Genomic DNA, 11363 nt, shown 5'->3' with positions numbered 1-11363 from the left:
ACCCACAAAAAAAGCATTTTTTTTGCCATATCAATAATAATCTCTGCAAATATATTAAAATCAACATATTGCAGGGATTTTATCCTACTTTTTGTCAACTAGACCTAAAAATCACATCTGCGTTTGGGTGCTTTCTGAGACACCCAAAGCCAGCTTGTATTTTCGCAAGTTATTGATTATCAATCATTACAAAAGAAGACAGATGGCTGTGGGGTGGAAAATTATACGACAAAATCCTATTTTTCCTCCTCATTCCGCTTCCATCCCGCTTCCTGTCATTCTTTAGGCAGAGATGTTGTTTCTCGGGCCACCGGAAGCCTATCAAAAATTCTTGTTTCCAGCGAAGTCCACGTGGATGCCGCTCTGAACAAGGATAATTTACTATACTTTCATAAAATATTACAAATCAATAAATTACATAGACGTAACCAAAATTGACCTGTTCCCGGTTGTGCAAAGAATTATCCGCTGATCCCAAAGATACGAACTTTATGCGTGACTGAACATGAAGAACCTGATGTCACCTCCCCCTCTGAACTGCGACCTCAATGCCTTGATCTTGGCGTTGAATGATTCCGCGGAGGCATTTGTGAGCCTGTCCACGAAGTAGTTGATGATAGTCTCGTTGTGGTTCTCGAAGGTCTCCAGTACTTTTGCGAACTTTGAACCTCAAACAGCATTGAAACAGAGTATAAAACTGGAAAAAAGAGAGTCACATTTCTACAACTCTCTGATTTTCACTGTGGTGCCACCAGGAATCGAACTATTCGTTCAAGTGGCTGAATATCTTTGATTTATAAATAGGCAAGTAGTAAAGCGTTCCCATGCCATTAAATCCTCGTGCCAACTTTCAAATTCTTCCAAATCGTCTATAATCCTTTATTCTATAATTTGCCAATATCCTTGCTTCCTGCCTCCTATACGTTTCAGTAAGCCGAGCTCTTGAAGTCGGGAAAGATTGTACTTTACACCATCCTCTGTAATGTTGGAAAGGCTTTCGCTTATCTCTTTTCGGGTTGCTTCCGGATGTCCTTTTAAGAATGACAGGATAGCTTGCTGCTGTTCCGTCAGGTTTTGTATGGCTTTTTGGGTAGTCTTTTGGGTAGTCTTTTGGGTAGTCTTTTGGGTAGTTTTCTGGGTAGTTTTCTGGTCGCTTTGGGTCGTAGCCCTTTCGGGATACTCGAACTTGAATGTAGTCCAAATCCCCGAAGCATCGTAGCGGAACTCTGGCGTAGAGAAACCATCCTGTTTGCAGGAGGTAATGATACGCTCGATGCCGCGTCCCCATGCCTCAATCTCACCTGCGCGGAAGAACGTATTGGCTATATCAGGGTTGTAAGGCATACTTCGATGTGAGGACAATAAGGTTTCCACCGTCCACCCTTCGGGCAGTACCCCACCGTTTATTATCTCCAATTTGTTCTCATACACACGGATTTGGATAGGAGAAGGTTCCGCATAGTCTTTGTTGATGCAGGCATTCAATAACGCTTCACGCAGAGCCTCACGAGGCATGGGCAAGGTTTCTATCCGTTGGATACCCTCGTAGCTAATGATAGCTTTCATGTACTTGGTACAGAGCAAATCCATCAGCTTCACGATTTGCTGGAACAGATTGCCATGCACTTCGTCCTGATACACCAAATCCATGCCTTCACGGAAGAAGCCGACCTTTACAAATGCTCCGGTCACATACTTTTCCGGGTCGGGATGGAACAACAAGGCGGCAGCACGTTTCAGGTAACTGCCTTCATAAAGCCGGAGTTTCTCCAACAATCCGTGATTGTCATCCATCAAGTCCGCTTCCTCCATGCGTCCGCTCCGCTTGGCATACTTGCGGAACAAATCAAATGTGGTATTATCCAAGTCCTCCACTTTCAGATAAGGCACAGGCACACCGTCCCAAGTCTTGCCTTGTTTACGAAGCATGAAGCGGTCGAGAGCCGCCCCTTTCAGTTCCTGATTGGTTGCGCCACTCCGTTGGTAATACTTGCCACGAAAACTGACGGGATAAGGATAAGCCTCCGTCACAATCTCCAGATATTGCTTCCCGTCTTTCTCTTTCAGATTGACTTCCACCAAGATACCCATCATGTCGCGCACCTTGTTAGGAATGTCCTCCATCAGCTTCTTGGCCCCCCGCACACCGCACACCTCACCATTATCCTTTACGCCCACGTAAAGGACACCGCCTTGTGCATTGGCAAAGCCACAAATCCATTTCTGGTATTCGTCGCGCCAAGATTCTTTGAATTCTATGTTTTGGGACTCGATAGTCATACATAAAAAATTCACTTGAGATACAAAGATAACCTTTTTTGTTTGATATAGCGAGGTATGATACTATTGTTTATCCAAAAACTCTCAGTTTAACTTTGAGCCTCAAACAGCCGTGAAACAGGGTATAAAACGGCACAAAAAAAAGAGCCACATTTCTGCAACTCTCTGACTCTCACTGCGGTGCCACCAGGAATCGAACCGGGGACACAAGGATTTTCAGTCCTTTGCTGATAAAGTAGTATTAGTTTAAGTTTCACTACTTTATGCAAGCAAAACCATGAACTGGTCAAAACTTTTTAGAAAACAGAGAGTGTCTTCTTGGTTAAACTTATATATCCTTTTCTGTAGTATTACAACTACTTTCAATCAACTTTTTTATCTCTTCAATGAATGCTTCAGCCTTTGGATAAAGTTCATCAAACATTTCCTGGTCACAATAAACAAAATCATCATAGTCACTGCTATGCCTTTTCTCAAAAAGTGTCGTAAATATCTTGCTTGCTGATATTGAAAGTTTACCTTTTGAAGTAAAATGCATTCCAAGCATTGTTTTTACCCCACTATGCGTTTGTGCTGAAATATTATTTTTCAAAAGCAGGGCTACAGCCATATAATAACAAGCATAATACAACCTGTTTATTGATGCATTATAGAACCCTCCCTGTGCCATAAGTTTTGCTTCCTTAAGGCTGCCATAAGCCCGTTCTATCCTGTAGGCAATCAATAAATCCCTGCTCTCTTGGTCAAGACTTTCTTTCATAATACAACCCCTTCATTTACTACGTTCACATAAAATGGAGTCTTGAATGGCCTGTTTTCCCACGATTTTCTGGGAATTATGTAAGGATTGATAGATACGCCCGTCTTGATTTCCAACTCATACAAAGGCCATCTGACCTCATTTTCTTCATCATAGGTAGGTTTATCATTATCAAGAAGGACCAACAAATCAATGTCACTGTCCTCCCTCGCATCCCCTCTGGCCTCTGACCCATAAAGAATAGCCTTTGCAGTAGGAGCAACCCTATGCACTATTTCTTTAATCTGATTTACTATTTCCTCCCTTCTCATGATTTCTATCATTTATGCTGCTAATATAGTTATTTTTAATCAAATTTCTTACCTACCACAATTCCTATACAAAAAAGATGTATTCACTTCTCCTTAATAACTTCAAAGAAATGAATACATCTGCTTGTGATTTATTTTTCAATAAATCAGACTATTGAAGACTTTTACATCCTCTGCCAGCCCATCTTTTCAGTAACTGTTCCACGCTGAACAACTGTGTAATACTTGTTATTTCCCTCAAATATTATATCAGTGCCAATTGATAGATTAGTTCCCTCAAGTGTTATAGTCAATTTATCTTTGGATAGTGTCCAATGAAATTTCATTTCAGACAACACACTATGGTTTTCTTCATCAAGACCCTTGGTCACACCTTTGCCATCTGCTGTATATGAAATAATTCCAATTGTATGTTCTTTGGTATAAGCATTTGAATGATATGCATCAGGGTCACTGCTGTCTGAATATTCAGTTAAGCAGATATACCAGTCTCCTACAATAGTGTTAGATTCCTTGCTACATCCAAACATAAGTGGAAGAAGCAGCATTGTCATAATAAATAATTTTGTTTTCATTGTAAATTAATTTAATGGGTTGATACTTTTATCTTAATTCGATTTCTTGAGATTGTTATATTGGGGGGGGACTTTTCAACAAGTCACTTAATTCTAATGTGGATACATTTATTATTACTGGAAGGCATACAGATATTCGCCTCTAACCCATCCACCTGCGTTGTTACCGGAATTTACACCATACTCTAACTTGGAGTAATATATATACCCATTTGAAATTTCTACTCCCTGGCAGTTGTATGTGCCGTTTGTCACTTTATATTCCCCTGTTATTTTCGCGTTCCTCAATGAACTGCGTATTATAATTTTCATCGTATTGTCAGATTCTATACTGACAGTAACTTTAGCCTCTGCTGATGGCCAATTGGACGAGCTATATATGTGCAGAAATTCATTGTTAGAATGTGCCGATTCGTTTATGTACTTATAAGTACCAATGTATTCGCCTGTAATTCCAGGTATTTCAGCAGTTTCTTTTGAACAAGATACCAATAATAATGAAAGTATCCCTAAAATAAACAATCTATTTTTCATAACTTTTCTCAATTGATTTTCAATAAATTAATAATCTTTTTTACTCGTTCTGCAGAAACTCTGTTACCATCGGTTATCCAATCAAGATTTTGGAAATCTTCATACAATGGTGTTCCGTACAGACAAGTCTTTACAGATAACCTCCACCTTTCGAAACTTTCAATGACCTCATCAGAGGCTACGTCCTCCATTGAACCACAATGAAACACATCCTCTTGATACACTTTAGAAAGCAGAGCGTATCCTTGCTCAATCAATAAATTCTTTTCTTCCATAGAAATAGAAATAATGGCCCAGCCCAACTCCTAAGAAGCTGTTTAAAAATTTTTTCAAAAGTTCTTTGTGACACCATTCCGGCATCTTTCCGCCGTTTTTATCGTAAAATAGCGCTGCTATTCTCTTCAAAAAACGGCAAAACTCTGCATGGAAGCATGTCTCAAATTTTCTGAGAAAAAATTTTAAACAGCTTCTAAAGCATTTTTACATTGAACATATACCGGTCATTCCCTGCACCTTCTTCATCAAATACTCCCGTAACGAGAATTATTCCGGCAGCAGCATAATCCATCCCGACCATTATGACATCTCCCGTCACTATATTTTTGACGACATCCGATTTCATCGCATTCGAATACAATGCCCATAATCTGTCGCGCGTAATGGTAGAATAATCCACACCACTCATTTTGACGAATTTCAAGCCCGATTTGGACTTCCATTCGTCGCTAAGCCGGTCAGGTTCGGACGATGCAGGCACATAAATGTCTATGTCGGCATCATCGGCAGATGAAACATATACAGACTGGAGAGCATGCAACGAGAAACCGTCCGGTTTTCCCGATGCCGGGGAATACATGAGGACCGATGTGGCAGATTCTGCGAGCAAGGCATCCTTGTTTATGACGTTCAGGTAAGTATGGACCTGTGCCGAATGGGAAGTATTGTCGTATGATATAAAAGTAAGTTCGACAACGAGGCTGTCGGTATCCGTTTCCGGAGCCCGGCACAGGTATTCTCCGACATAACGGGCTGAACCTATATGGATTGTATCAAGTTCGGATTTTCCGTTTACCCTGTCATAAGATGATATTTCAAGTCTGTCCAGACGGTCATTTATTGTCCATGTTTCAATGCCGAATCTGACAAGATCACCTTCGGTGACAGTATATGTGGATTGGTCCAACAATAAGATGACATCGGATGCGTCTTTTTCCGAGACGCATCCGAATAATAAAGTTGCAATGGCCAGAGCCGATAAAACCGTGTATCTCATTTGAATTTATATGCCTTGATTCTTGCGCTTACAGATACCATGCTCCCCAAATAGAGCCTTTCGATGGATTTATTCTGCGAGACAACGATAAAATAATCGGCATCGGGGAATTCCTCGAGCAGTTTGTACGATGCGCGGTCCAGGTAGTTGTAAAGCCCGTTCGGCACATTGCTCAATTCGACCGTATGCTTATGCGCCCTGTCGTAAACCTCACCGTTAAGCGAATCGAGAGCGAAAATGAATCCGACATATTGTCTATAATCGGCACTTATCTCCGTTTCACCGATATACTCAAGATCATCCATGCAAACATTCAGCCTTGTTTCGTTCAAGGAGTATGGCCTGTGTTTCGTTACGCTGCACGCAGTGAGGCTGATTAGGAAAACTACAGGCAACAGATATTTACAGAACAGCTTCATAGCGGGTTTCATTATTTAAAATAATAAGTCAATGTAAGACGTACCTCTCCGTTTATTTCACCGGTTCTGGCTTTCAACTTGTCATACCTTACGTCCGAGTCCAGAGATGTCGTATAATATATCTGGTCTTCCGAGCCGGTATTTGTTATTTCATGCTTGTATTTAAGTCCGGTATCGAATCTGGAACTTATGCCAAGCTCGAGTCCGAGCGCAAGCGGAAGGTCGGCTATATACGCCTGTAGACCTATAAAAGCTCCAAGCCCTATGACGAATGACCTCTTAGTGACTTTATTTGTCGACAAGATTTTTTTCACATCAAGGACATTAGGGAGAGAAGGATTTTCGAATATATCCAATTCGCCGTATTCACTATATTCCGTACTGCTGTCCCAGCCTATAGGCAATTCGGCCCCGACATAAACATCAAGTATGTTTTTGCTGGAAAAATGCCATGCAAATCCCGGATAGAACATAGCATTTGAACTGGAGTTCCTGGACGTAAGGGGAAGGTCGTACATGTTATCTTCCCAAGTCTGGCTGATAACGCCCTCGTTCCTGCTGGAAGTCTTGTAAAGTTCCAGCCCCAGCCTCCATTCGGCCTTGTCAGTCATCATGTATTTCAAGTTGATAAGAGGCAGCGCGGAAAGTTTTACGCTTCCATCGAACATGTCCCCGACCATCGTACTGGTCAATCCCAAGTAAAGTCCGAAATCTCCGGCACTCGCCCTGTTTCCTGTCCTTATGACCTTTGATGTAGGTTCTCCTGTGGTAATCTGCGCATTTGCCGGAATCGACAGTCCTCCCACTGCTACAACAGCAGTGAAGAACAATGTTGTTAGAATCTTGTGCATTACTTTTTAAATTTATTAAGTTTAAGCTCTTACGGCCCCGATAAGAGGTTTAATTTGCGGAAAACAGGAGGCCTTTACGTAGGTTAGTACGGAACTGTTTTCTTAATGTGCTTAAATCCTTCTCTTTCGGAGAGAGGGAGTGGTGTGTCAGATGTTGGGAATCAGAAATTTCTGAAATAACAAATCTGCCTTTTTGTAAATATTTCAATACTTATTTTCTTGTAAAAGGAAAATTATAGGTTTGTCTTCTCTGGTTTGCAATATTTTACTTAATTTTGCATTTGTAAATCCCTCTCTCCGAAAGAGATAACTACTTCCAAAAAATCGCATTCTGAAACGCCCTTAAAGATTTTACGAGAAAAATGACGGAAAGATGACGGAATGGTGTCACAAAGAACTTTGAAAAAATTTTAAACGGCTTCTAAACTCTGGTGGTTAGTAAAAAAGAAAGTGTGGAGCTGATTTCACTTGGCTTATAGAAGGTTGTGGTAGAACCCGGAAGAAGACAAATGACACCCAATACCCCACACTTGTATAGATATGACATACAGTTATACCAATAAGGGTATAACTTGCCTTGTCTAAACAAGAAATGAGTGCTGTCCATTTTGCCCTTTCTTCCTTGAAAACTACCACATTTTCTATAAAGGACTTATGAAAACACTTTCATCAGTATGTATGCTGACTACTCAGCACCACAAAGATATAAAATGTTTCCAACAAATGAACAACACTCATGGAGTATTGAATGTCAAAGTTCGGCTTAAATTTTCTTTTGGACAATCATTGTCTATAGTTTGAACTGATTAATTATCAAAAAAGCCTTGAATACCATATAATATCCAAGGCTCACAACAGCAGAAGCAAGTCACATGGGTTTATCTTTGTCACTACTCCAGTCTCCAAAAAGAAGTGAATACATCTACATTAATCCATGAGACCGAAGGACCATATACACACTAATAGATATTATTATAAAAATACATTAGTGTGCAATGTATGTATATATCCTAACATAATGGATATATACAGACTGGCTGTATCCTATGATAGAGCAAGTGACTACCTGATGAACCATGAGGAGTATTCATTATCTCCCTCAAGAGCCTTGCAGATGCCTGTAGATAATTCTCCAGTAAAGTCCGTTTTTTCAGTTCTACAATCTTGCTTCTGACCTCACTTATATTCTTAGATATAAGGCTTTCAAGCATTTCTTTGTCAGGGCAGGTTTCCTTTGGCCTGTTGTTCTCAAAGTCCCAGTTTTCAGGTTTGGTAGAAACACCAAGGTTGATATACCTTGTCTTTCTGTCTTTGCATACTTTGATTTTGAGAGGTAATTCTCCATTCTTCAATGGTTTGTACTTATAGCAAACCACATCTACTGTTGTCATTTTGGTTAAAACATTGGAGAAAACAAAGCCCCATTTTCCAGTCATTTTCAACCTTTTTGGCCTAGTCGACAAAATTCATGATGGCACACGAATAAATATTTCTTAGTCGACAAAATTCATGATAATAGTGTCAATAATGGCGTGATATATATTCGTCAATGAGTTTTATCCTATGCTCTCTTGTGAGTCCGCTGTGGACTCTTACCTTTGACTTGATGTCAGCGAATACCGCCTCAAGTCCGTTGTTTGTATTCGGAATAATTCTGTCCTTGTAGTCATAGAAGGTCCATAGCCGTCCCATGTTCCTTTTAAGGCTGAGATATGCGCTCCTGAGCCTCGGTCTCATATAAGGAGGGGTCTTCATCCTCCTGTCCTGCACCCTTTCGTTAAGGACATCCTTATATTTGACGTACCATCCGTTGAAAGCCCCGATGAAACTCTCCTTGTCCATCCTGGTCATGCTGCCGGCGAGGGAGAGAAGCTCCCGCGAAGCCTCAATGTCGGGATTCCCTGTGAGATAGTGCCTTACCGTCATCATCTGGTGGAACTGGCAGTGCTGGACAGGATATGTCTTCAGTGCTTCGGCAAGGCCGCGTAGGCCGTCTATGACCACCCCGTATATCCTGAAACCGTGCTCCCTGAGCCAGCTCACTCCTTCAATATAGCCTGCTATCGTCTCGTACCTGACGTACTTGCGCCACAGGATCTTGTTCCTGTAGGCGTCCTTTATAACCATCAGGCCGAAATCCCTGCCCCAGTAGGTCGTGTCCATCTGGATGACGACTTTCTTGTCCTTTGAAACTTTCTGTACATAACGCATCCCTTCCAGGTCCCGTTCTATCGTCCTGACTGACACTCCGTACTTATCTGCAAGTTGCCTCCGTGTCTGCTTGCCTTCAATGTAGTCAGAGATGACTTGCGACTTGTCGCGCCGTAAACCGCCTAAAAACTGGCGGCCACAATCTTTGCATTTATACTGTTGTTTCCTGCCTCTTAGGCCGTTCCTGAACACATTGGACGACCCACAAAAAAAGCATTTTTTTTGCCATATCAATAATAATCTCTGCAAATATATTAAAATCAACATATTGCAGGGATTTTATCCTACTTTTTGTCAACTAGACCTAAATTTCGTATCTTTGCTCCATGCAAGCAGAGAACCTCCTTCGGGCGATACTGCCCGAGATCCTGATAGACAATTTCGACATAGTAAGATACGAGAAAAGCCCGGAGCGCTTTGACATCTGGCTGGACGAGAAGAAGGTCCTTCTCCCGGAGGACCGGGCGAATTTCGGTCGGAATCTTCCGTTTTCACCCCATAGCCATCTTGTGCTTTTGTAATGTGTTGATAGTCAATGTCTTGTTAAAATTACCCCTGCGCTTGGGTACTTTCTGAGGCACCCAAAGACAGCTTGGTTTTTTTGTAAGTTATTGATTGTCAATTATTCCGAAAGAGGCCGGATGGCTATGGGGTGGAAAAATGACACGATAAATTCCTATTTTTCCTCCTCATTCCACTTCCACCCCTTTTCCCGTCATTCTTTAGGCAGAGATGTTGTTTCTTAGGCCGCCGGAAACGGAATCGCGGCATGCAAGAAGACAAACCGGGCACGCCCCGACTTAACTCAAACGCATCGCTATACGCTGATTAACAACAAATTAACTCCTCGGTGAAAATTTTCAAGTGTGGATTCTGACTGGTTCCGAACCCCTTGAAATCCACAGTTGTTTTTCCTTCCACATGCTATTTATCGTTGATTTACAATGTATTACAACAAGGAAGGTTAAGTCGGGGTGTGCTCTGAACCCAAAGCTTCGTTCTCAATCCCGGGAAAGTGAACCAAATTCCCACGAATTCATGGCACTTTCCCGGGCTACATTCCAATACAATGCCCACATATGCCATTCTATCTGTTTAATACGCCCGGAAAGTGAACCGTATCCCAACAAATTCGCGGCACTTTCCCCCTATGATCATCCGTACACTACAGAGCACTACAGGGAACCTACACAGGGAAAATGCCGGAAAACTGTGGGGAAGGCGGCCGAGGCATGAAGACGGTCGGAGTATGCAAGGTAGGGTGACCCAGTCCACTTAGAATGCGGCAATGGGTGCAGCAATGAGCGTGGCAATGAATGCAGCAATAAAAAGTATGGGGACGGAGCTTGATATGATGTGGTGGTATGATGTGGTGGTATGATATGGTGATATGGTGCGATTCAGTCGCAACAGCCATTACTGAACATCCATGACCAAGCAACCATGTCCACAACAGCAATAACCACAACGGCCACGGCCGCAACAGCTATCAGGTTGAGCCTGTTGCTTTGAAGGTATATTGACCTTGAAGGGTATGTCGGGTACAAAGATGAAAGCCGGACGGGAAACCATGAGGCTTTCCGTCCGGCTTCTGCCCTGTGCTTCGGACGGGAATCGAACCCGTACGGACATTGCTGCCCACAGGATTTTAAGTCCTGCGTGTCTACCAATTCCACCACCAAAGCAAAGTGATTGCAAAAATACTTAAATTTTACCTAATTGCAATATTTATCAGAAATACTTGATAAAACTTTCATTTTCGGGAAATTTTTACTTACTTTGCACTTTGGTTTTACGACAATTAACGTGAATATACTTAAACTTATTTTATTAATTAAACAGTAAACACAATGTCAGACGTTGCTTCAAAAGTTACAGAAATCATCGTAAACAAATTGGGCGTTGATGCTGCGGAGGTTACTCCTAGTGCAAGTTTTACAAATGATCTCGGCGCTGATTCTTTGGATACAGTCGATTTGATCATGGAATTTGAGAACGAATTCGGTATTCAGATACCTGATGAGGATGCTACTGAAAAGATATCTACAGTAGGGGACGCCATCAATTATATCGAAGAAAGGCTCAAATAAGCGGTTTACGGAATTTCTTTTCCAGTTTGGAGTAAGCTGGATATAAAAATCAAGACTGT

General features: G+C 41.7%; 13 protein-coding genes, 1 tRNA gene and 1 pseudogene. 2 read left to right on the top strand and 13 right to left on the bottom strand.

The annotated features are described in order from the left end of the window. Nucleotides 1–489: 489 nt before the first annotated feature. The 12 genes and pseudogenes from B5F83_RS09240 to B5F83_RS09180 all read right to left on the bottom strand — a co-directional run. A pseudogene (locus tag B5F83_RS09240) lies at nucleotides 490–663 on the bottom strand (transposase); the annotation flags it as partial. Nucleotides 664–879: 216 nt separating this feature from the next. Beyond that, nucleotides 880–2280, bottom strand: a complete 1401-nt coding sequence (locus B5F83_RS09230) for an ATP-binding protein (RefSeq protein WP_087280734.1) — start codon at nucleotides 2278–2280, stop codon at nucleotides 880–882. 328 nt (nucleotides 2281–2608) lie between these two features. Further along, nucleotides 2609–3040, bottom strand: coding sequence for a HEPN domain-containing protein (locus B5F83_RS09225; RefSeq protein ID WP_087280732.1), 432 nt, complete (start codon nucleotides 3038–3040; stop codon nucleotides 2609–2611). Further along, entirely contained in the window at nucleotides 3037–3351 is a 315-nt protein-coding gene (locus tag B5F83_RS09220; protein ID WP_087280748.1) for a nucleotidyltransferase domain-containing protein, read from the bottom strand. The genes B5F83_RS09225 and B5F83_RS09220 overlap by 4 nt, the downstream gene beginning before the upstream one ends. A 164-nt stretch (nucleotides 3352–3515) precedes the next feature. Further along, on the bottom strand, nucleotides 3516–3926 hold the full coding sequence (locus B5F83_RS09215) for a hypothetical protein (RefSeq protein WP_087280728.1): 411 nt from the start codon (nucleotides 3924–3926) through the stop codon (nucleotides 3516–3518). Between the two features lie 114 nt (nucleotides 3927–4040). Further along, on the bottom strand, nucleotides 4041–4460 hold the full coding sequence (locus B5F83_RS09210; protein ID WP_087280724.1) for a hypothetical protein: 420 nt from the start codon (nucleotides 4458–4460) through the stop codon (nucleotides 4041–4043). An 8-nt stretch (nucleotides 4461–4468) separates the two neighbouring features. Further along, a complete protein-coding gene (locus B5F83_RS09205) occupies nucleotides 4469–4735 on the bottom strand; it encodes a hypothetical protein (RefSeq protein WP_143822519.1) in 267 nt (88 codons plus the stop codon). A 194-nt stretch (nucleotides 4736–4929) separates the two neighbouring features. Then, nucleotides 4930–5733, bottom strand: a complete 804-nt coding sequence (locus tag B5F83_RS09200; protein ID WP_087280718.1) for a hypothetical protein — start codon at nucleotides 5731–5733, stop codon at nucleotides 4930–4932. Then, nucleotides 5730–6152: a hypothetical protein gene (locus B5F83_RS09195; protein ID WP_143822518.1), complete on the bottom strand. Its 423-nt coding sequence runs from the start codon at nucleotides 6150–6152 to the stop codon at nucleotides 5730–5732. Before B5F83_RS09195 ends, B5F83_RS09200 begins: the two co-directional genes overlap by 4 nt. Nucleotides 6153–6163: 11 nt before the next feature. Continuing rightward, complete coding sequence (locus B5F83_RS09190; RefSeq protein ID WP_143822517.1) at nucleotides 6164–7003, bottom strand: hypothetical protein; 840 nt, start codon at nucleotides 7001–7003, stop codon at nucleotides 6164–6166. Nucleotides 7004–8013: 1010 nt separating this feature from the next. Continuing rightward, nucleotides 8014–8439 carry an Arm DNA-binding domain-containing protein gene (locus B5F83_RS09185; protein WP_239383856.1) on the bottom strand — a complete coding sequence of 142 codons (426 nt, stop codon included), beginning with the start codon at nucleotides 8437–8439 and terminating at the stop codon, nucleotides 8014–8016. Between the two features lie 85 nt (nucleotides 8440–8524). Continuing rightward, nucleotides 8525–9406, bottom strand: a complete 882-nt coding sequence (locus B5F83_RS09180; protein WP_087280511.1) for a hypothetical protein — start codon at nucleotides 9404–9406, stop codon at nucleotides 8525–8527. Nucleotides 9407–9540: 134 nt separating this feature from the next. On the opposite strand from B5F83_RS09180, the gene B5F83_RS09175 reads away from it, so the two are divergent. Then, complete coding sequence (locus B5F83_RS09175; RefSeq protein WP_087279997.1) at nucleotides 9541–9735, top strand: hypothetical protein; 195 nt, start codon at nucleotides 9541–9543, stop codon at nucleotides 9733–9735. A gap of 1078 nt (nucleotides 9736–10813) precedes the next feature. Here the strand turns inward: B5F83_RS09175 and B5F83_RS09170 are convergent. Next, nucleotides 10814–10899 (bottom strand) — tRNA-Leu (locus B5F83_RS09170). A 165-nt stretch (nucleotides 10900–11064) separates the two neighbouring features. Between B5F83_RS09170 and B5F83_RS09165 the strand changes: the two genes are divergently transcribed. Beyond that, nucleotides 11065–11304, top strand: a complete 240-nt coding sequence (locus B5F83_RS09165; RefSeq protein ID WP_087279995.1) for an acyl carrier protein — start codon at nucleotides 11065–11067, stop codon at nucleotides 11302–11304. Nucleotides 11305–11363: the final 59 nt, after the last annotated feature.

This window comes from Muribaculum sp. An289 (genome assembly GCF_002159555.1).
Taxonomy (GTDB): Bacteria; Bacteroidota; Bacteroidia; order Bacteroidales; family UBA932; genus Merdivivens; species Merdivivens faecigallinarum.
The sequence above is the reverse complement of the archived record's forward strand: the minus strand, read 5'-3'. Positions and strand labels throughout refer to the sequence as shown.

Excerpts from the sequence above, each read along its gene's own strand:
- B5F83_RS09185 (WP_239383856.1), bottom strand. The coding sequence starts at position 8,439 with ATGACTGGAAAATGGGGCTTTGTTTTCTCCAATGTTTTAACCAAAATG.
- B5F83_RS09175 (WP_087279997.1), top strand. The coding sequence starts at position 9,541 with ATGCAAGCAGAGAACCTCCTTCGGGCGATACTGCCCGAGATCCTGATA.
- B5F83_RS09165 (WP_087279995.1), top strand. The coding sequence starts at position 11,065 with ATGTCAGACGTTGCTTCAAAAGTTACAGAAATCATCGTAAACAAATTG.
- B5F83_RS09195 (WP_143822518.1), bottom strand. The coding sequence starts at position 6,152 with ATGAAGCTGTTCTGTAAATATCTGTTGCCTGTAGTTTTCCTAATCAGC.
- B5F83_RS09215 (WP_087280728.1), bottom strand. The coding sequence starts at position 3,926 with ATGAAAACAAAATTATTTATTATGACAATGCTGCTTCTTCCACTTATG.
- B5F83_RS09210 (WP_087280724.1), bottom strand. The coding sequence starts at position 4,460 with ATGAAAAATAGATTGTTTATTTTAGGGATACTTTCATTATTATTGGTA.
- B5F83_RS09220 (WP_087280748.1), bottom strand. The coding sequence starts at position 3,351 with ATGAGAAGGGAGGAAATAGTAAATCAGATTAAAGAAATAGTGCATAGG.
- B5F83_RS09225 (WP_087280732.1), bottom strand. The coding sequence starts at position 3,040 with ATGAAAGAAAGTCTTGACCAAGAGAGCAGGGATTTATTGATTGCCTAC.
- B5F83_RS09230 (WP_087280734.1), bottom strand. The coding sequence starts at position 2,280 with ATGACTATCGAGTCCCAAAACATAGAATTCAAAGAATCTTGGCGCGAC.
- B5F83_RS09205 (WP_143822519.1), bottom strand. The coding sequence starts at position 4,735 with ATGGAAGAAAAGAATTTATTGATTGAGCAAGGATACGCTCTGCTTTCT.
- B5F83_RS09200 (WP_087280718.1), bottom strand. The coding sequence starts at position 5,733 with ATGAGATACACGGTTTTATCGGCTCTGGCCATTGCAACTTTATTATTC.
- B5F83_RS09190 (WP_143822517.1), bottom strand. The coding sequence starts at position 7,003 with ATGCACAAGATTCTAACAACATTGTTCTTCACTGCTGTTGTAGCAGTG.